At 69.1% G+C, this 18,994-nt stretch carries 22 protein-coding genes; 9 read left to right on the plus strand and 13 right to left on the minus strand.

The features are described from left to right. Positions 1–56: 56 nt before the first annotated feature. Positions 57–1,247, minus strand: coding sequence for a DUF6236 family protein (locus tag P2Q00_RS42420; protein ID WP_275780098.1), 1,191 nt, complete (start codon positions 1,245–1,247; stop codon positions 57–59). Positions 1,248–1,962: 715 nt separating this feature from the next. Between P2Q00_RS42420 and P2Q00_RS42425 the strand changes: the two genes are divergently transcribed. Further along, positions 1,963–3,162 carry a UDP-N-acetylglucosamine--N-acetylmuramyl-(pentapeptide) pyrophosphoryl-undecaprenol N-acetylglucosamine transferase gene (locus tag P2Q00_RS42425; RefSeq protein ID WP_425579551.1) on the plus strand — a complete coding sequence of 400 codons (1,200 nt, stop codon included), beginning with the start codon at positions 1,963–1,965 and terminating at the stop codon, positions 3,160–3,162. 12 nt (positions 3,163–3,174) lie between these two features. Here the strand turns inward: P2Q00_RS42425 and P2Q00_RS42430 are convergent, their stop codons facing one another. From P2Q00_RS42430 to rfbB, 3 genes are read right to left on the minus strand one after another with little or no spacing between them, the layout of a single operon-like run. After that, the gene (locus P2Q00_RS42430; protein WP_275780100.1) at positions 3,175–3,816 is read right to left on the minus strand and encodes a formyl transferase; all 642 of its coding nucleotides are present in this window, start codon (positions 3,814–3,816) and stop codon (positions 3,175–3,177) included. Further along, positions 3,813–4,946 (minus strand): DegT/DnrJ/EryC1/StrS family aminotransferase, encoded by a 1,134-nt coding sequence (locus P2Q00_RS42435; protein ID WP_275780101.1) that lies wholly within the window; start codon positions 4,944–4,946, stop codon positions 3,813–3,815. Before P2Q00_RS42435 ends, P2Q00_RS42430 begins: the two co-directional genes overlap by 4 nt. Next, positions 4,939–5,937: a dTDP-glucose 4,6-dehydratase gene (gene rfbB, locus P2Q00_RS42440; protein WP_275780229.1), complete on the minus strand. Its 999-nt coding sequence runs from the start codon at positions 5,935–5,937 to the stop codon at positions 4,939–4,941. Before rfbB ends, P2Q00_RS42435 begins: the two co-directional genes overlap by 8 nt. 209 nt (positions 5,938–6,146) lie before the next feature. Between rfbB and P2Q00_RS42445 the strand changes: the two genes are divergently transcribed. After that, positions 6,147–7,439, plus strand: a complete 1,293-nt coding sequence (locus tag P2Q00_RS42445; RefSeq protein WP_275780102.1) for a helix-turn-helix domain-containing protein — start codon at positions 6,147–6,149, stop codon at positions 7,437–7,439. A 162-nt stretch (positions 7,440–7,601) separates the two neighbouring features. Here the strand turns inward: P2Q00_RS42445 and P2Q00_RS42450 are convergent, their stop codons facing one another. After that, entirely contained in the window at positions 7,602–7,952 is a 351-nt protein-coding gene (locus P2Q00_RS42450) for a hypothetical protein (RefSeq protein WP_275780103.1), read from the minus strand. Between the two features lie 91 nt (positions 7,953–8,043). Between P2Q00_RS42450 and P2Q00_RS42455 the strand changes: the two genes are divergently transcribed. After that, positions 8,044–8,337: a hypothetical protein gene (locus P2Q00_RS42455; RefSeq protein WP_275780104.1), complete on the plus strand. Its 294-nt coding sequence runs from the start codon at positions 8,044–8,046 to the stop codon at positions 8,335–8,337. Positions 8,338–8,548: 211 nt separating this feature from the next. On the opposite strand, the gene P2Q00_RS42460 is transcribed toward P2Q00_RS42455, so the two are convergent. Continuing rightward, a complete protein-coding gene (locus tag P2Q00_RS42460) occupies positions 8,549–9,223 on the minus strand; it encodes a hypothetical protein (protein ID WP_275780105.1) in 675 nt (224 codons plus the stop codon). A 190-nt stretch (positions 9,224–9,413) separates the two neighbouring features. After that, complete coding sequence (locus P2Q00_RS42465) at positions 9,414–9,596, minus strand: hypothetical protein (protein ID WP_275780106.1); 183 nt, start codon at positions 9,594–9,596, stop codon at positions 9,414–9,416. Between the two features lie 142 nt (positions 9,597–9,738). On the opposite strand from P2Q00_RS42465, the gene P2Q00_RS42470 reads away from it, so the two are divergent. Then, complete coding sequence (locus P2Q00_RS42470; protein WP_275780107.1) at positions 9,739–10,209, plus strand: hypothetical protein; 471 nt, start codon at positions 9,739–9,741, stop codon at positions 10,207–10,209. A 95-nt stretch (positions 10,210–10,304) separates the two neighbouring features. Here the strand turns inward: P2Q00_RS42470 and P2Q00_RS42475 are convergent, their stop codons facing one another. Together P2Q00_RS42475 and P2Q00_RS42480 are read right to left on the minus strand one after the other, a co-directional pair. Continuing rightward, complete coding sequence (locus tag P2Q00_RS42475; protein ID WP_275780108.1) at positions 10,305–10,646, minus strand: hypothetical protein; 342 nt, start codon at positions 10,644–10,646, stop codon at positions 10,305–10,307. After that, the gene (locus P2Q00_RS42480; protein WP_275780109.1) at positions 10,613–11,296 is read right to left on the minus strand and encodes a phosphotransferase family protein; all 684 of its coding nucleotides are present in this window, start codon (positions 11,294–11,296) and stop codon (positions 10,613–10,615) included. Before P2Q00_RS42480 ends, P2Q00_RS42475 begins: the two co-directional genes overlap by 34 nt. A gap of 520 nt (positions 11,297–11,816) precedes the next feature. On the opposite strand from P2Q00_RS42480, the gene P2Q00_RS42485 reads away from it, so the two are divergent. The 4 genes from P2Q00_RS42485 (at position 11,817) to P2Q00_RS42500 (ending at position 14,869) form a co-directional block, all read left to right on the plus strand. Further along, entirely contained in the window at positions 11,817–12,083 is a 267-nt protein-coding gene (locus tag P2Q00_RS42485; RefSeq protein WP_275780110.1) for a hypothetical protein, read from the plus strand. Between the two features lie 155 nt (positions 12,084–12,238). Further along, positions 12,239–13,312 carry a helix-turn-helix domain-containing protein gene (locus P2Q00_RS42490; RefSeq protein ID WP_275780111.1) on the plus strand — a complete coding sequence of 358 codons (1,074 nt, stop codon included), beginning with the start codon at positions 12,239–12,241 and terminating at the stop codon, positions 13,310–13,312. Between the two features lie 28 nt (positions 13,313–13,340). Beyond that, positions 13,341–13,883: a sigma-70 region 4 domain-containing protein gene (locus P2Q00_RS42495; RefSeq protein ID WP_275780112.1), complete on the plus strand. Its 543-nt coding sequence runs from the start codon at positions 13,341–13,343 to the stop codon at positions 13,881–13,883. Between the two features lie 113 nt (positions 13,884–13,996). Further along, entirely contained in the window at positions 13,997–14,869 is an 873-nt protein-coding gene (locus tag P2Q00_RS42500; RefSeq protein WP_275780113.1) for an SAM-dependent methyltransferase, read from the plus strand. Between the two features lie 27 nt (positions 14,870–14,896). Here P2Q00_RS42500 and P2Q00_RS42505 read toward each other — a convergent pair whose 3' ends face one another. Both P2Q00_RS42505 and P2Q00_RS42510 read right to left on the minus strand, forming a co-directional pair. After that, complete coding sequence (locus P2Q00_RS42505) at positions 14,897–15,799, minus strand: DUF5753 domain-containing protein (RefSeq protein WP_275780114.1); 903 nt, start codon at positions 15,797–15,799, stop codon at positions 14,897–14,899. 87 nt (positions 15,800–15,886) lie between these two features. Beyond that, positions 15,887–16,123 (minus strand): DUF397 domain-containing protein, encoded by a 237-nt coding sequence (locus P2Q00_RS42510; RefSeq protein ID WP_275780115.1) that lies wholly within the window; start codon positions 16,121–16,123, stop codon positions 15,887–15,889. A gap of 254 nt (positions 16,124–16,377) precedes the next feature. Between P2Q00_RS42510 and P2Q00_RS42515 the strand changes: the two genes are divergently transcribed. Then, complete coding sequence (locus tag P2Q00_RS42515; protein WP_275780116.1) at positions 16,378–16,875, plus strand: ATP-binding protein; 498 nt, start codon at positions 16,378–16,380, stop codon at positions 16,873–16,875. A gap of 117 nt (positions 16,876–16,992) precedes the next feature. Here the strand turns inward: P2Q00_RS42515 and P2Q00_RS42520 are convergent, their stop codons facing one another. Then, on the minus strand, positions 16,993–17,889 hold the full coding sequence (locus P2Q00_RS42520; protein ID WP_275780117.1) for a helix-turn-helix domain-containing protein: 897 nt from the start codon (positions 17,887–17,889) through the stop codon (positions 16,993–16,995). Positions 17,890–17,904: 15 nt separating this feature from the next. Then, the gene (locus tag P2Q00_RS42525; protein ID WP_275780118.1) at positions 17,905–18,267 is read right to left on the minus strand and encodes a hypothetical protein; all 363 of its coding nucleotides are present in this window, start codon (positions 18,265–18,267) and stop codon (positions 17,905–17,907) included. Positions 18,268–18,994 lie beyond the last annotated feature (727 nt).

Genomic DNA, 18,994 nt, shown 5'->3' on the forward strand with positions numbered 1-18,994 from the left:
TCTCCGGTAGACGGGGCGCCTTGCACAAGCGCCCCCCTCTGCGCCTGCTTTCACGATCAACCGATTCGGCGGGATGGGGTCCAGTTGAGCTCCTTGTCGGCAGCCAGCAGATAGGCCACCGGAGACTGGCTACGCAGCCGGTTGCGGGAGCCGATCGCGCGGGTGAGGTACGGCACGACTGTCACGGCGACTGCCGCGGCCCCCAGCGCAAGGTGACCGCCGGCCGCTGCTCCGACACCCAGCGCGGTACCGGAAGCGGCCCCCAGATCCACTTTGAGCTCCAGTGCGCCGACTGTGGAGTCGATACCGAACGCCCTGAGTGCGCCCCGTAGTTCGTCGAGGTGGCGCTTGGTGGTCCTGTCGTACAGGGCTTGCAGGTGGGCCCGCGCCACCTCCGGATGCTCGACTTTCGCGATCTCTTCCAGCTCCGCGGCGAGGGAACCGATGTGTTCACGGAAGGCGGCAAGCTCGGCCTTGTGCCGGTTCCGGAAGTCGAGCAGGCGACTAACAGGCACGGCGGAGATGCCTCGTGGCCGGAGGGCCGCGGACAATGCCAGGTTCACGTAAGCCGACTGCACGTCCTCGATGGCCGGCGGCGGTGGCGCCATCCCGGTGAGCAGACTCGCGAGGTTGTCGACAGCCCCCATGGCACGGTGCATGCGCGGATCGTCGGTTACGGGTGCCATGGCATTGCGCCGGGCCATGACGTCGGCCAGGGCCGCCGTGTAGACAGACCCCACCAGTGGCCGCATCCCCACCCACGGCTCCGAGCTGTCACGTTGAACAGCCAGACCAGCCTGAAGAAACTTCCTGCGTAACGAGTCGCTCATCTTGGGCTCTTCGCGGCCGCAGTAGACCCAGAGCAACTCAGGGTCTGCCAAGGGTAGTTGCTGACTGGCTGGCGGCCGGTACGCGGTACGCCCTGCGCCCAAACCAAGCACGCGGGTGGCCGCACGGAGTCGATGCGACTCGTCACTCCACGTGAGGAGGTTTGGCCGAACGGCGGTGAGGGCCTCGTCGATGATCCCGGAGAAAGCGTCTTCCACGGCAGCCAAGTCGCTCCGGCTCGGCGTCACCTCCAACAGCAGATCAGATTCCGCCCGGATCTGGCGCACGAGGTCGCCGTCGCGATCCTCAACCGCTGAAGGCCGGATCCTCACGATGCTGTCCCATGCCAGCAGCGCAAGCCTGAGCCACTCATCGTTCTGGAAGTGCATCCAGGGGTAGTACAGGGCAATCGACGGCACGTATCCCTCCGACCGTTCCGCGGGCCGACGTCCAACTCACCACGGCAGTCTGGCAGTAGCCCAACCACGGTCCTGCACCCTGGCCGCAGACCCGTCCACGGCTTTCCGCAGCCCATAAGCAATCGTCCCGTACTACCGCGCCTCGATTGCGACGGTTGTGACGGGTTCAGCATGCGGGGCGCCCTGCAATGGGCGCTGACGCTGCTTGGGGTCCTGCGGGGCGAACAGGCGCGGAACGACTGCATGGAGTCGAAGGGTCGCCGACTACGGGCATCCGGCGTGACCGCCGCGAGCCGCGTGCAGCCTGGGTGTGGTGCACGGAACAGCTGGACACCGTGGGCATGCAACTCTGCGAACCGGTGCTGTGACGCCACAAGTCGGCCGGATTGAGTCCGAGGGGCGTCCGCCGAGCGGAGGCATGGACCGGTGGACCCATCAGACCTCATCCCGCTGAATCTGCGACCCGACGATGTCTTCGGGCGTCGAGTCCGTGAATCCAGCCACCGCGTGACGTCGATGTGGCGCGGTCGTTGAACAGCGCGACTCCATATGCCGGGCCCCGGGGACGATGTCTGATCCCCCGGGGTCCGTGGTGTGTCCGAGCAGGTCAGAGCTTCCCGGGCCCGCCGCGTAGGTGGCGAGCGACGATCGCTCGGTGTCGGTATGGAAGGCTGCGCCTCGCAGGCCGTCCTTGCCTGGGCGGGAGTTGAGTCAGATGGGATGTCTCGTGACCAGCGCCATCAACCGTGCTCCGCATGCTTCGTTCCGCCTGATCGTGACCGGTGGCGGGACAGGTGGCCACACCTACCCGGCGCTCACCGCGATCCGCGCACTGCGGGACAGGCTCACCGGGCAGGGGCGCGGCCTGGAGGTGTTGTGGATCGGTACGGCGGAGGGTTTGGAGGCGCGGGTCGCCCCGGCCGAGGGCATCCCGTTCACCACCGTGGCGACCGGCAAAATCCGCCGCTCGTCGAATCCGCTGAAGATGCTCGGCCCGGCGAACGTCAAGGACATGGCGCGCGTGCCGCTCGGGGTCGCACAAGCCCGGTCCAAGATCGCCGAGTTCGCTCCGGACGTCGTCTTGGCCACCGGCGGATACGTCGCGGTCCCGGCCGGGCTGGCCGCCCGCCTGTGCCGACGCCCGCTCGTGCTGCACGAGCAGACCGTGCGTCTGGGGTTGGCGAACCGCAAGCTCGCCGGATCGGCGACGCGGATCGCCGTGTCCTCACCCTCCACCCTGGAGCTGCTGCCCAAGGACGTACGGGCGACCGCCGTAGTCACGGGCAATCCGGTGCGGCCGGAGATCCTCACCGGTGACGCAGACAAGGCCGTCACCACCCTAGGGCTGACCGGGTTCGACCGGCGGCTGCCCACCCTGTACGTCACCGGCGGCGCCCAGGGCGCGCAGCAGATCAACACCGTGGTGGGCGAGGTGCTGCCGTGGCTGCTGGAGCGGGCGAATGTCATCCACCAGTGCGGGCCGGACAACGTGGAGCAACTGGCTTCGCTCAGCGCGCAGTTGCCGCAGGGTGCGGCGGCCCGCTACCACCTGACCGGCTATGTCGGCAGCGAGCTGCCGGACGTGCTCGCCCTGGCCGACGTGGTCGTCTCCCGCAGCGGCGCAGGCACCCTCGCAGAACTTACCGCGCTCGGGAAGGCCGCAGTGTTCATTCCGCTCGCTACCTCGGCGGGCAACGAGCAGACCCACAATGCCCGGCACCTGGAGGAGGCGGGGGCCGCCGTCGCCCTGGCCGGGGAGGTGAGCGCGGACAGGTTGCGGCTTGCGCTCGGCCCGCTGCTGGCGGACCCGGTCCGGCGCGCGGACATGGCGCAGGCCGCCCGCGCGCACGGGCGGCCTGACGCAGCAGAACGGCTCGTCGACGTCCTTTTGGACGCCGCCGGCTCCGCCGCGTAGAAGGGCGGCGGGTCACGGACTGGCGCTGGTGGCCCGCGTCCAGTTGCTCCGGCTGCCGAGTTGGTGGTTGTCGCGCAGGTAGTGGGTCACTGCAAGAGCCTCGTCCTGGGGGTGGGGCGTGATCTGGTCGAGGCGCGGCAGGGTGTCGGAGAGCAGGAGCGCCGCGTGGCGCATGGTGCGCTGCCAGACGTCGCGTACTTCGTCGGTGTCCGGCCAGATCGAGAAGGCTACTTCGCCCAGGATCGGCCCGGTGTCGATGCCCGTCTCGATGACGTGGAGGGTGGCGCCGTGCAGGGGTTCGCCGTTGCGCAGCGCCCAGTTGACGGGTCGCGCCCCGCGGTACTGGGGCAGGCGGCCGGGGTGGCAGTTGACGATCGTGTCAGTGGCGTCGATCAGTTCCTTCCCGATGATCTGGTCGTAGAGGACGCTCACGACGAGGTCGCACCGGCCGGGTTCGAGGTCGCGCCAGTGGCCGGAGGTGATCAGCCGGGTGTCGGGGTGGTGTTCGGCGACGTGCTGTGACAGGCGCAGGTCCCAGTCGGGCTCGCACCGGTTGGGGATCACCGTGTCCAGGACGGTGTCCGGCAGGGCGGTGAGCACATCGCAGGCGTGCGCGGCAAGTTGGCCCTTGCCCAGGACGGCGGCGCGCTTCATCGCAGGGCCTCCTTCAGGACGGTGGTGACGACGTGGACGTCGCGTTCGGTCATGGCGTGGTGGAAGGGCAGCGTGATGACGCGGGCTGCGGCGTGCTCGGTGGCGGGAAGCGGTCGGTGCCAGGCGGCGAACGCCTCTTGCAGGTGGTTGGGCGGGTAGTGCACGCCGGCCCCGATGCCCTGCTCGCGCAGGGTCTTGAAGATGCGGTCGCGGTTGTCGACGAGGATCGCGCACAGGGAGGGCACGGCGTGGTCGATGTCGACGTCGACGAGCCGGATGGCCTCGGGCAGTTCGTTCAGGTGGCGGGCGTAGGTGTGCCACAGTGCGCGCCGCTGGGTCTGGACGGTGGGGAAGTGCGGGAGTTGGGCGCGGCCGATCGCGGCGTTGATCTGGGAGAGGTGGGCGCGCAGGCCGGGGCCGGTCACGCGGTAGGTGGTGGTGTTCTGGCGGCGGGCGGCGGATTCGGCGATGCCCAGCAGCCGGATGCGGCGGGCCTGGTCGGCTTCCTCGTGGGTGCGGGGCACCAGGGCGCCGCCCTGGCCGCAGGTGAGGTTCTTGATCGGGCCGAAGGAGAAGCAGGTGGCGCGGCCGGTGGCGCCGACCCGGGCTGGGCCCTGGTAGGAGCCGAAGGCGTGTGCGGCGTCTTCGACGATCGTGATGTTCCGCTCGGCGAGTTCGTCCTCCAGGTCGCCGAGCGGGACGGGGCGGCCGCCGTACAGGACGGGCAGCACGGCCCGGGTCTTGTCGGTGAGCGCCTCGCGGATCTGGGCGCTGCCCGTGCACAGGGTCGTCGGGTCGATGTCGGCGAAGCGGATGTTCGCGCCGCAGGCCTCGATGGCGCGCACGGTGGCGCAGAACGTGAAGGAGGGGACGACGACGTCGTCGCCGGGTCCGATTCCGCACGCCAGGAGCGTGATGTGCAGGGCGGCGGTGCCCGAGGCGACGGCGACGGTCTCGGGGACGTGGAGGAAGTCGGCCAGGTCCCGTTCGAACTGCTCGGTGATCGGGCCGTGTCCGAACTGGCCGCTGGCCAGGGCTTCTTCGACTGCGGCGAGTTCGTCGCCGTGGAGGTGGGGCCGGGCGTTGCGGGTGTACGCCGCCATCGCTGGGGTGAGGGTGGGCTCAGACACGGCAGGCTCCCGCCGGTGTTGTCGGCTGCTCGGCGTGCAGCAGGGGTGCCCAGCGTTCGGGGTGGTTGCGGTACCAGGCCACGGTCTCGGTCAGGCCCTGGTCGAAGTCCCGCTGGGGGCGGTAGCCGAGGGCGGTGGCCCGGGTGCAGTCCATGGCGTAGCGGAGGTCGTTGCTGGGTCGGTCGGGCACGTACTCGATGCGGTCGGCTGCGGCGCCGCAGGCGGCGAGGATGCGGCCGGTCAGTTCCAGGCCGGTCAGGTCGGTGCCGCCGCCGAGGTTGTAGACGCATCCGGGCTCGCCTGTGCGCAGTACGAGTTCGATGCCGTGGCAGTTGTCGTCCACGTGCAGCCAGTTGCGTATGTGCTGGCCGCGTCCGTGCACGGTGACGTTCTCCCCTTGCAGGAGGCGGGTCACGAACAGCGGGATGATCTTCTCGGGGTGCTGGCGGGGCCCGTAGTTGTTGGAGGAGCGGGTGATGCACACCGGCAGGTCGAAGGTGCGGTGGTAGGAGAGGGCGATCAGGTCGGCGGCGGCCTTGGAGGCGGCGTAGGGGACGGTGGGGCGCAGCGGCGCGTCCTCATCGGCCCGCCCGGTGGCCAGGGGCCCGTACACCTCGTCGGTGGAGACGTGCACGAACTTCGTCACGTGGTGGCGGGTGGCGGCGTCCAGCAGGGTGTGGGTGCCAGTGATGTTGGTGGCCAGGAAGCATCCGGCCGCGAAGAAGGAGCGGTCGACGTGCGACTCGGCGGCGAAGTGCACCACCGCGTCGTGGTGGGCGACGAGCGTGTCGACCAGGGCGGCGTCGCAGATGTCGCCCTGGACGAAGGCCAGCTTGGGGCTGAGGAAGGCCTCGCCCAGGTTTTCGCGGTGGCCCGCGTAGGTGAGGCTGTCGAGCACGGTCACGGTGGTGATGTCGGGGGCGGCCAGCAGGCGGCGTACGAAGTGGGAGCCGATGAACCCGGCTCCGCCGGTCACCAGGATCTTGTCCATCACGGGGTGGTCCTTTCCGGTGAAGGGATGGGTCAAGGACAGCGCGGACAGCGGCTGTTGGGCCCGGCGGCGCAGGGCGCGGCAACCGGGTTGCAGGATCCGCAAATGCGGTGCGTGCACGGCGCGAGGCCTTGACGCGGCGGCCTAGGGTGGAAGGTCTCGACTCTTCGGGCCGTGCGCCCACCGACCGGTGCGGCGTGGAGGTGGCGATGCCCCGTCCAGCACCCCTGAGCCTCGTGTCCGACCTCGGTGCGGTCATCCGCGGCCGCCGGCAGGCCAAACGGATGCACCAGGCTGAACTGGGCCGTCTTGTCGGCTACTCGACGTCGTGGGTGTGCCGGGTCGAGGCGAACCGGCTGCAGCCCAGCTGGCCGGCGCTGGTCAAGCTCGCGGACGTCCTCGGCCTGCAGGCCGCCGATCTCACTCCGCAGCCTCACCCGTGCGAGGCGGGCAAGAGCACTATCGTGTCCGGCAACGAGGCGTCACAGGACCAGGAGGACGCAGTGCGACGTCGGACTCTCCTCGCAGGAGCCACGGCCGTGGGCGCTGCCCTGACCGGTCTTCCCGCCGCCGCCGCCAGTGGCCGCCCGCTGGACGGACTCGAGGACCTCCTGGTGTACGGGCCGTCCTCCCCCACCCGCCGCGTCACCGCCGACGCGGTGCGCGGCACGGTCACGGCCTCCCGCACCGAGTTCCTCGGCTGTCAGTACACCCGGCTCGCCACCGCGTTGCCGAAGCGCCTCGCGCTCGCCCATGCCCTGGGAGGCGAAGTGGGGGCGACGGCGCTTGCGCAGTTGTGGAGCCTGGCCACCCGGGTGTGTATCAAGGCTGGCGACGACCGGCTCACCGCCGTTACCGCCGACCGGGCCGTCGCCGCGGCGGCCACCGTGGACGCGCCGCTGGTCCAGGCCGAGGCGCGCCGCATGGTTGCCAGCGCGTACCGGCGCCACGGCCTGCACGCCAAGTCCGCCGTGATCGCGGTACGAGCCGCCGACGCGTTGCCGTCCGCGCACGATCCAGCCACGCTGTCGGCACGCGGCAACCTGTACGCCACCGCCGCCTACGCCGCCGCCAAAGCCGGCGACCGCGACAGCGCCCTCGCACTCATCACCGAGGCCCGCGGCCGCGCCGACGAAGTCGGCACGCTGGCCACACCCGCCGCCGCCCCGGGCACGGTGTTCGGCCCGCCGCAGGTCGCCCTGCATGAAGTCTCGGTCCACTACCTGCTCGGGGATGCCGGCAAAGCGATCGGGATCGCCCGCGGCATCTCCCCCCTCGGCCTGCCCAAGGAACGGCTGGTGAGAGTGCGCTGGGAGACCGCGCGCGCCTACGCCCAGTGGAACCGCTGGCACCAGTGCCTGTCCGAACTCGAAGCCATCGAGCGGATCGCACCACAGGAAGTCCGTCGCCCCGCCGTGCGCACCCTGACCCGCACCATGCTCTCCACCCCCGCCCCCACTCACGGCGTCAAAGCCTTCGCCCAGCGCATCAACGCCATCTGACGACCGTTCAAGACCACGTGCATGACATGCAGGGTCCCCTGCCGGTCAGCACAGCACCGGGAAACGGCCGTGTCGTCAAGAGCGGCCGCTGGTAGGGGCCCAGGGATGTCTATCGGCTGGCTCGCACCAAAGCGAACGCCCGCCTGAAGTAACCAACCGCCCTCACGAGGGCGGGGGAATCTCCCGGACGAGGCCCAGGGCGTCTCCGAACCGCAAGGCCAACGACCGATCGCCATATGTGTCCGCAAACCCACGGCAGATCGCCGGTTCGACACCTGCGGGCGCCGAGCCCGGCAGTGTCGCGTGACACGTCACATGCCCTTCGTCCGCCACAGCATCGGCGATCATCTCGCGGATCCGTGCCGGCATCGTGGACCGGAACGGGTTGCCCGGCCGGAAGATGCAGGTCGAGCACCGCTCGGACAGCAGCCGCACCTCACCGGTCGCCGCATCGGCGACCGGAACACAGCCCGCCATGTCGTCCTCGAACAGGTCATCGGTCTCGATCGGCATAAGGGTCATCATGCCCGAGGTCCTCCCGAGCCGTCGGCAGTTCCACCGCAGCCGGTTCCCGGAGCTCTCGGTCACTGGCTAGGGTCTTTGCATGGCTGTCCTCGACGACCGTCGAGAACTCATGGACCAGTTGCGCCGTGTCCTCGTTGCAGCACAAAAAGAGCGGCACAGCCAGCCAGGGGTGAGCGTTGTTCACGGCGGCCGGACCGAGTGTGAGTGGATCACCTTCGAGCGCACCGTCATGCACGAAGCGGTGAACCGTATCCGGGCCGGGGCCGACCTGCCCTTGGTGCCCCGACGGCCATTGCTGACGCCGAACGCCGAGCGATCGGACACGCCTACTACACCGGTAAGTTCGCGTTCTACTGCACAGAGATCGTGCTGAACGACCGCTAGATCAAACTGAGGTCACAAAGCATCCTCTCCGCCCGGTAGTCCCAGAATGAGCCGCCCACCGGGGCCACTCCAGGACGCCTGCCCATTTGCGGCCCCGGCTGGCCTCCCCCGTCCAGCCGGGGCTCTCTCGCGCCTGCGGCCGACGGGGCCCGGTCAGGAACGCCCTGGTCGTTGGCGGCGCCCCTCAACACCTGCTCGTATCAGCCGAGGTGGAGGGTGGTCAGGGCGGTGGTCCAGTCGGTGACGATCGCCTGCTGTGCGGCCGCGAGGGTGACCTGGCCCTTGCAGACCGCGGTGTGCAGCTTCGTCTCCACCGAGTCCTTCTTGTTGTTGATGCCGGAGCCCGAGCGGTGGCCGGGGTCGGCGGGCTCCACCCATAGGTTGCGGTAGTCGTTCGGGTCGCCGCCCAACTGAAGGCTGATCAAGTGGTCGTACTCGGCATCGCCCTTGCGCCCGGTGTAGCCGTAGGAGGCGGCGTTGAGCTTCTTCTCCTTGTCGGTCACGTACGCGGACGGACGCACCCTGGAGGTGTAGCCGCCCGTACGGCAGATCGTCGACTTCAAGTTCGCCTGGGTCACGGCCGGGGAGATCGCGCCCGGCGTGCATTTCGGGTCCTCGAGCGGCTCCCCGTTCTCGTAGCGGTAGTGGCAGGAGCTCGCGGCTGGCTGCTGCTGCACCGTGTAGTGCTTCTGCGGGCCCGCCCCCACCGCGATCGGGCCGGACGATCCGCCGACCGGTGCAGCCGTGCCCGATGCTCCTGCCACCGGGCTCCGGCTTTCGGACGACGTCGACGTGCCGAGCGAGACGGACTTACAGCTCGCCAGCAGCAGGCAGGCGAGCACCACGGTGGATGCGACGCGGCGGGTGGAACGCATGATGACCCCTCACGGGCAGGCTACGGCTGAACAGATGCTGCCCTACCGGCCTGGTACGGCACCGCGCGGGGTACCGCGCGCAGGCGCACGGCCGCGCGCCTGAGGTAGCCGATCAGGGAAACGCCGCCAGCCTCATCCCGGTGACGGGGGATGAGGCTCGGAAGCGACTATGCCTTGACGAACGGTTTGATCACGCCTTCTGCAGGGCGCCCCGAGAGGTCAGGCTCGTAGAAGCGCGCTGGCCGCGGCGACGAAGCTGGTCGTTGTTCAGAGCGCTCAGCCAGGCGGTGACAGCGCCGGTCATAGCGGCCGCGGCCTTCTCGCGTGCACGCGCGATGTCACCGGTCACCGGACGGCTGTCGTCGCTGGTCACGCTGGCTCCAAGTCCTCGAAGACGTCCAGTATCACCTCAAAACATGGCCATTGAGCACACTTTGGGAACCGGGGCCCCACCCGCTCTGTCTGTCTACGTACGGGTTCATGGGCGAGGGGATGAACGGGTGATTCTCAATACTGTGGCGATCGGTCTCTCCGTACTAGCACTGCTGAGTTCGACCTACTTCGCGTTCCAGCAGGTGTCGTCCATGAAGCGCGCCAACTACCTTCCGGCGTACCTGGCGTTACTCAATGAATTCCGGTCACCGACGTTCCATCAACATCACAGGTACGTCATCCAGCGGCTTGGGGTCGAACACGATCCTGATCTTGGTATCTCCGGCCTGCCTGCGGAGGCTCAGGAAGCCGTTTATGACGTCGCCTTCTTCTTGCACAACTTCGTGATCCTCAAGCGGCTGGGCATCATCGACGACCGCTACTTGATGACGCTCAACAACAGAGTCGTGCGCACATGGGAGGCCATTGGTCCGTTCGTGCGGCGCGAACGCGAGCTGGTCCCGCTACCTCATCTGCTGCAGGTTCTTGAAGACTATGCGGCAGGTGCCGCCGTCCTCCCACCCGAATCGGGCCGGAGCCTGCTCCGGCCCTGATCAATCGAGGGACTCTGCCAGCCGTCCCTGCTCCAGTCCGCAATGACACCTCCGGAGATCACCGCACGCCAACCCACCCTCCTGCGGCACGACGGTCAGTCCTGCGCGCCGCCCTGGCCCAGAAGTCGGCGCAGTTCACGGTCGAGGGCGGGCAGGGCGGAGGTCTGACCGATGAGCGTGAACCAGTTGTACAACTCAAGGGCGAGCGCCATGCGGTAGAGCGGCAGGCGCGACAGCCAGGCCTCTGGCCACTGGCCGGGCTGTTGTCCGGTTGCGGACACGCCGTACGCGGACAGCAGCCCGGCGATTTTCGTTGCGTCCCCGTGCATGGAGAACGCATCCAGGCGCACGAAGTCCATCAGCGGATCTGCCGCATGCAGGTTGACCGGGTCGAGCAGCCCGCTCAGCGAGCAGCTGCCGTCCTGAGCGAGTTGCACCAGGAGGTTGAGTCGTGCACGTCACCATGGCAGTAGGCGGGTCGCGGGCATGCGGCAAACGCCGAGGCGTGCTCGGCAACGTGGGCGGCGAGCCGGCCTGCCAGGGCTGGATCGCCCCAGTGGTGACGGAACCGGCCCAGCTCGCGCTCGAACATGCGGGCCATGTGGGCGCGGTTGTCCGGCAGCGGGTCGCGGATCTCGCCGTTGACGTGCCCATACCCGTGGGCAGAGATGGCGTGCAGGCGGCCGAGCACCTGGCCCAGCTGCCGGTAGACCTCATAGCACTGCGCACGGGTGAGCTCCGCGTCGAGCGCCGTAAGTGTGCGGCCCGGGCGCAGCGAGGAGACGATGCACGGGCGGCCATCGAGCGCTGGCGTTGACCTGCTGAACGCCAGCACGCGCGGCGAGATGCCGACGCCGTGGTCGGTCAGGAATCTCAGCGCACGCGCTTCCTTCGCCGCGTACCCGAAGCTGTCGGCCCCATAGATCTTCAGCACGACCGGCGCCACGCCGGCGCGGGCGAACTCGATGCGGTACGCGCCGGTGACCGATCCCTCGGCGAACCGCGAGACGGCACGCACCGGGCCATTCGCAGCCAGCAGCTCCTCAAACAGCTCGCCGACGCATTCCACGGTCACGGCTTCGGACACCCTGGAAGGCTACGAGCGTTCCCCATGACCTCAGCGAAGAGTGCTGGTGGAGGCGCCGACTGCTGCGCGAGGCTTCGGCTTTCGTGGCTGCGGTTGGTGGGGAACTCTCGCCGAGGGCCTGCTTCATATTTGCGCAAACGGAACTGCAAAGAGGTGAGGGCCGGTGCGGCGGAGCCCTTGCTTGTCGTTCTGCGGGCGTGCGCGGGGCACGCAGAGGGCGGCTGAGCAGGGCGGAATCCCGGTGCTGTTCCGTATTTATGCAGGAAGATCGACTGCCTGATCGGACGCGGTCACCTTCGGTCCGATTCAGGCAGTTCCGAAAGCGCTCGTGCGTTCACCTCGTCACCGTCCGGTAATTAGTCACCGCTGCGACGTTCGAACTTTGCGAGATGAACCGTTTATATAGCGCCGGGTGTGACGGAAGCACTACCGTCCGTTGACGCGAGGAAACCCCGGGCAGGCTCGCTACCAACTCCGGGGTCCCTCATCGACGAGACCAAGAAAGGCAGGTAAGTGCCCCGTGCTTGACCCGTTTTCCGTCGCTGCTCTCATCCGGGCGGCGACTCGCGACGACGCTAGCATTCCGCGTCTTCCCCGGAATGAAACGCGTATCGCGAGTGCCTGGACTGTCACGGTGCAGGCGAGCGTGTTCCTGGCCGTTGTAGTGCTGCCCCTGATCCTGATCCTCGGGTGGTGGACGGCGCCGGCCACCGCGGCCGTGGTCGCGGGCCTGATGGCCACGATGCGTCAGTCTCGCTGCTTCTACCAGCGTTTTCGGCTGAGCTGAGCGGCCTTGAGGGTGGCGGCGAGCTGCTGGGCGCGCCGCCACCCGTCGAGGCGGCAGCCAGCACGGTGGTTTTAGGAATGCCGAATTCCTCTTCCCGGTGCGCAAGAAGTGACGCATCTGGGATGAGAAACGGCCACATGCACGTGGGAGGAACGATGGCGGGCACCAGTCCCCGCTATGACAGCTGCCGCTACTGCCAGGAGCGGTTTACCCAGAGGAGCGGTCCCGGCCGGAAGCGGGAGTACTGCAGCATCGACTGCCGACGCAAGGAGCAGCGGAAACGGGACGGCCGGCTGGAGCGTCAGGAACACAGTGCGCTCCCGCTGGGCCGGCGGATCGCGGAGGATCTGCAGGCACTGGCGGCGGCGTTGCTGGAGGCCGAGTATGACGGGCGGCCTGTGAAGGAGTTGTTGCGCTGCGCGGACGAGGTGGCCCGGGAGGTGGACTACTACCGGGCTGCGGCCGTGCAGGACGCCCGCAACCAGGGCGTGAGTTGGGAGCAGGTGGCCGAGGCCGCCCGGGTGAGTGCGACGACGGCACGTACCCGGTGGCCGGAGAGCCGGGTCAAGGAGCGGCTGAAGCGGCGGGCCGGGGAGCGGGCCGCGGTGCGGCAGCCGTCCGCGCCCCTCATGCCGGGCCCTGGCGATACGGAGGGCAAGGCGCTGTCGCAGGCGGCCGAGCGGGCGTCGGTGAAGCTGGGCTCGGCACTGTCGTATCTGCACCGGGCCAGTGGGCTGACGGTCAGGGAGGTGGCCGATCAGACGTCGCTGTCACCGTCGTACATCTCGCGGATTTTCTCTGGGGAGCGCACGCCGACCTGGCCGGTGGTGTGCACGCTGGCGGAGCTGTTCGACGGTGATCCTGCAGAGCTGAGTGCGCTGTTCGAGAGTGCACATGGGCTGGTGCCGCCGGGGCGGCATGCGATTCCTGATGCGGTGGCGCGCCTGCAGGCGGCGCTGCGGGGGCTGCATCTGGCCGCGGGGCGGCCTCAGTTCGGGGTGGTGCGCAGGGCCGCGCGCGGGGCGCTGAGCACGCAGGCGATCAGCGAGATCCTGGGTGGCGAGATGATTCCGGGGTGGGAGCAGACAGCGGCTCTGGTGACCGCGTTGGGCGGCTGGCCTGCGGATGTACGGCCGCTGTGGGAGGCCGTCCACTACACGTTCCTGCTGTGCCTGGACCCTCCGGAGGGTCCAGGGCAGCCTCCAGCCGCCCGTTCCGAGTCCCCCTGATGCTTCCCGCGTCCCGGAGAGAGGTGCCATGTTCGTGTCTTTGCGCCGCCGCGGTGAGGCTCCGGCGCGGGCGTGCTGTCCGCAGCAGGTGCCCGGCTATGCCCCGCAGCCAGCGATCGAGCTGGTTTTGCCGCTGGAGTACACGGCGTTTTGTCTGCTGCACCAGGACCGCTATCTGCACTACACGCGCGAGCGGGTGCAGGATGCGTGGATGAGCCAGCAGGTCGTGGAGGCTGTCTTGGGCAATCTCGTCACGATCTGGCCGACGGTCATCAGCAGTCCCCGCCCGGCGGCGGTGGCGTGGCGGCTGTTGGACGCGCTGATTGCTTCTGCGCTGCGCAGCCGCAGGGCCGGGGCGACGCTTCCGGTGGATGCGGTGCACCGGATGCTGCCGCGGGGGCAGGCGGATGCGGTGATCCTGCGCTGTCGGCTGCACTTGAGTGAGAAGCAGGCGGCCGAGCTGATGGGGGTCGAGGCGCCGGCGGTCGCCTCTCAGCTGCGGATGGCACAGCGGGCGCTGCCTGGCCGGTGGACGGCGGCGCCCGCCGGATCTGCGGGGGCGCAAGCATAAGGGGGGTGCGTACGCCGGTGGCAGGCGGGCAACGAGGCCTTGCTGTAGCGCACTTCGGGCCGTCGCGAGTAATTCTGTGGAGAACTGTCCCGGCCTGGCGCGGCTTTCCTACCATGGAGTGTCTGCAGCATGCAGCGTGCTGCAGGTACGTGGACGGGTGGGGTGCCGCAGTGGAACGCGGGCGGGTGCCGCGGTTGGACGTCCTCGACGTCACCTCGCCGAATCCTGCCCGGATGACCAACTACCTGCTGGGCGGCAAGGATCACTATCCCGCGGACCGGGAGGCATGTGCGCGGCTGCTGCAGCTGGTCCCCGCCGCACGGCAGGTCGCCGATTCCGCGCACCGGTTCCTGCTGCGGGTGACCAGTCAGCTGGTGCGGGAGTACGGGGTGCGCCAGTTCGTGGTCTTGGGTGCGGGGCTGCCGACCCCGGTGGCTGTGCATCAGGTCGCCCAGAGCATCGATGCGCGGGCGCGGGTCGTCTATGCCGACGAGGATGCGCTGGTGCTCGCCCATGCCCGGGCGCTGTGGGAGGACCGGCGGCGCACCCTGGTCGTGCGGGGCGGCCCGCTGCAGACGCGGCAGTTACTGGGCGACCCGGCGGTGCGCCGGCTGATCGACATCACCCTGCCGGTGGCGGTGTTGTTCGTGTCCGTGCTGCACACGATCCCCGAGCCCGCCGATCCGGCCGTGGTGCTGGAGCAGACGGCCGCCCTGCTCGCGCCGGGAAGTCTTGTCGCGGCCAGTCACCTGGTCGGTGAGGATGCCGACGTGCGGCGGCAGGCCGATGCGGTGTGGCGGGAGGCTGCCGGCGGGCGGTGGGGGCGGGTGCGGCCGCGCGCGGAGGTCGGCCCGTATTTCGGGGCGCTGCGGCTGCTGGCGCCGGGGTTGGTCGATGTGGGCCGGTGGCGGCCGGGCAGTGACCGCACGGCGGGTTCCGGCGACCGGGCGTGGGCCGAGTACGGCGGGGTGGCCCTGGTGCGCTGACGCGTGCTGCGGCGGTCGCCTCGCAGCTCAGCTGAGGGTGTACTCGAGCAGGTCGAGGCTGTCCTGCGGGGAGAGCGCGGACTGGGCCAGGCCGTCCAGGACACCGCGGTAGTGCTGGGTCTCCTCGGGCTTGTCCAGGTACTCGGCGTCCCGCAGCTGCTCGAGGTAGACGATGTCGGGCAGGGCAGGCAGGTCGAAGCGCAGGTGTGTGATCGGGAAGCCGGCCGCGATGCAGCCGGGCCGGTTGAACGGTGCAATCTGGACCGTGACGTGGCCGAGCTGCGCCATCGTCATCAGATGCCGCACCTGGTCGCGCATGACCTGCTCGCCGCCCATGGGCCGGTGCAGCACGGCCTCGTCGAGAATGGCCCACAGGTGGGGCGGGTCCTGGCGGGCCAGGACGTTCTGGCGGGTCGCCCGCAGCTTCACGCGGTCGTTGACCTCTTCCTGCGGGGCGTGGGGGTAGGCCTGGCGCACGAGTGCCTCGGTGTAGGCGGCCGTCTGCAGCAGCCCGGGCACCAGCTGCACCTCGTAGGTGCGGATGGTGGAGGCCGCCTCCTGCAGGCCGATCAGCTTGCCGCACCAGTCCGGCAGCACCCCGTCGAAACGATGCCACCAGCCGGGCTGCCGGGACAGGCGCACTATCTCCGCGAAGCGGGCAAGGGCAGGGCGGTCGGTGACGCCGTAGAGGGTGAGCAGGTCCATCACGTCGTCGTGCTTGCAGGTGACCAGGGCGCGCTCCATCCGGGAGATCTTGGCTTCCGATCCGCGGATGAAGCGCCCGGCCGCCTCCGCTTCGATCCCGGCTGCCTTGCGCAGCGCGCGCAGCAGGTGCCCCAGGACCAGGCGCAGCGCGATCGGGCTGCGCGCGGAGGCGGCGAGGTAGTACTCGAGTGTGGGTGCATCGACCGGAGGGGCGGGCGCGGGCATGGGGTCTCCTGTGAAGCGCAGACGACGGGCGTCAGTTTCTCAGGATGCCGTCCGGCGAGGACCCAATTGCGGGTTTTCTGCCTGGCGTTAGCTGGCGATTAAGTCGAACTCGCCGTCCTTCACCCCCGCGATGAAGGCCGCGATCTCCGCCCGCGTGTACACCAGCGCGGGACCCTGCGGGTCCCGGGAGTTACGCACCGCCACAGAACCTCCAGCAAGTAAGGCCACCTCGACGCAGTTTCCGTCGGCCGTACTGTGACGGCTTTTCAGCCACGTGACGTCGTGCAGGGAATCCGCCGGGACACCGTTGATGATCTGCGCCATGTCCGCCTTCTTTCGACCCTGTCCGAATTCTTTTCACCTCTGGTCCGTGCTGTTCTCCTTGCTGAGTACAAGCGTTCCCTCCCCTTCTCGTTCGGATGCAAGTCACTGATGCAATTGCATCCACGGCGAGGCGGGGCGGATACTAACCAGTCGGGGCAGGTTGCGCGGCCCGCAGAACTGGACGTCTTCCGGGGGGATGAACAGTGGCAGCACACGCGGTAGAGGCGCCGAGCCGGGCCGCAGAAGTCGAGCCCATGCCCTCCTCGTCGGGCCGTCGCCCTCTCGCGACGACCGCCCTGGTCCCACCCACCGCACCGGACTGGGGCCTCGCCCTGGGAATCAGCACGAGCGACTTCGCCGCCCGGGCATTCACCTGCGAACCCACCAGTCTGCAAAGCGTCCGCCGCTTCGTCCGCGAGACCATCAGCGCCTGGGGACTGAACATGCTCGCCGAAGACATGACGACGGTGGTCAACGAGCTGACGACCAACGCGGTGCGCCATGCACTGGACGGATGCGCAGAAGCACCCGGCAAGGCATGGCTGGGCATAGCCCGCACCGGCGGCGCCGTGGTGTGTGCCGTGACCGACCCCAGTTCCACTCCCCCGACCCGCCGCCATCCCGAACGCCTGGCAGAAGCGGGCCGGGGCCTCCTCGTCGTGGACGCCCTGACCGGTCACCAGTGGGGCTACGCCCAGACCGCCCCCGACGGAAAGACCGTCTGGGCCCGCCTCACCACCCCCCGCTGCTGACCCGCCCAGGTCCCCCGTGACTCGGACGGCAAGCCGACGACGGCCCGCGGCCGCGCCGTAAACGCTGGGCTGCGGCCAAGGCCCGTGAGCCGGGTCTTGGCCATGAACAACTGGTCGTCATGTCGCTCCAGTTGGTGAAATGGCGTACCAGGCCTGCGACTTCGCTCTGGGTTCCCGCCACCAATTGCCCCCTGGCTTCATGCGCGGTGATCCGGCGACGTGCGCGGACTCCGGTTGAGGCGGAGGCGGCACAGGGCCGACCGCTTTGCGCGGCGGGAACACCGCTACGGTGGGGCCGGTCCGTGCAGCCCGCGTGGTGCGGGTCAGCTCGGCGGTGGCCTGCTCCAGCCGCTCCCGGGTGTGCTTCAGCTCGTTCTCGACTCGCGCCAGCTCGTGCTGCACCTCCCTCATGGCGGGGCGAGCCTCGCCCTTGCGGTAGGCGTTCACGCGTTCCCAGGCGTGAGCCCAGTGCTGGAGCTGGTGGTCCGGAACGTCGCCGCAGTAGCGGACGAAGTTCAGCAGCAGGGCCTTGGCGGGCATGCGTCCTCGCAGAACGGCGTCGACGGTGCTCCTTGGCAGGAAGCTCACCCCCTGGACCACGGCTTTCTCCTCCATCTCCCGCAGCGTGGGGTTGCCGTTTTCCCGACGCAGGTGATTCATCGCGTGGACGAGCTGCCACGGCTCGGTGATGAACTGCGGCGGCAGCACCACGATGCGCCGCGCTCCGCGAGTACGGGCGGCCTCGTGCCGGTCGGCACTGGTCCACAGCCGCCTTGCTTCGCGAACGTCACCCCCGCACACGCGCGCGAACGCCTGTACGGTCTTCCACTTCGGAAGCCTCTCACCCTGCGCCGCCCTGAACAGGGTCGACTGGGAGACCAACAGGCCCGTCTCGTCAGCGGTCTGCGCCACCTGACTCCAGCTCAACCCGGACCGCTGGCGCAGCGACTCAAGCCACTGCGCCAGCGTCTCAACGGAGTTGTGCCCAGCCAGGGCGCCGTGCGTGCGCCCCATCCCTCGCTCGCCCCGCTACGCCTGGTGGGGAGAGAAGACGGAGACCAGGCCGCGGATCAGCTCCTTGGCCATCACCCCGCCGGCGACGACGGCCGTGACGGCCGCTTCGACGGGCATCCCGAATGCCGGAAGGCTCGCGGTGATGAGCAGGACGACCACCACCACGACCACCGCCGATGCCGGCAGCACCTGGCCGCCGGTACCGGCCTGGCCCTCGACACACAATCCTTGTGCGGGCGCGTTCTTCTTCAACTTGTCTGCCTCCTCCGCTCGTTGCGACTCGACACCGAGGCTCCCGCGCATCATCCGTCGGCTTTGCCGAGCCGACGTATAGGGGGCCTCGCGGTTACCATCGAGCCGCTCTACGATCTCCGGCAAGGCCGCACTCCCGCGCCGTTTCATCCTGTCCCGGCTTCCATGGAACGCTCCTCGGGCATCGCCGCAGGCCTCAGCAGCCGAGCGCCCGCAGGCGTGCCGACCGGCCGCCCCCAATTCCCGCTTCGACGGTGTATCAGGAAGTTGCCCTTCGGCGTCTCGAAGCCGAAGGTGTTGGCACAACCGATGCCGGGTGACACCCCACGTGTCATGGCCTAGGCCGCTCGGGCCATTTCGACGGAAGGAGACAGGTCATGAACATGCCGTTCACAGCAACACGGGCGAAGACCCGCCTGCCTCTGGCCTCGCCCACGCCCGGCCGGCAGTCAGGCGCGCCGTGCGCCCGCCCAGGCGGCGCGCACGCGTCCGCGGCCAGCCAACTGGCTAATCGATCATTTCATCTGCGGCTTCCCCGGCCGTTGCGACTCGACACCACAGGGGAATTCGGTCGTGCACTGTTGCCGCAGTCCACGGCCGCGGGCGGGGCCCGTCCGGCGACCCTCTGCAGCGAGCCCCGCCCAGTCAAAAACTCCGGAGGAGCGTGTCGGTTGCCACTGACGGTCGGCGGCCCCCGACGGACGGTGGTGAAGATGAGGGGCCGTGAAGCTCTGAAGGTCACCCTCGCCGCTGATGCCGCGCTCGATGGTCCAGCGTCTCGGTATCACCGTGAACCCGCGGATACCGGGCGGGCGTTGAACGGGGTGGACGTCGATGCCGAGGCGGGCGCCGT

This window comes from Streptomyces coacervatus (assembly GCF_029223485.1).
GTDB classification, from domain to species: Bacteria; Actinomycetota; Actinomycetes; order Streptomycetales; family Streptomycetaceae; genus Streptomyces; species Streptomyces coacervatus.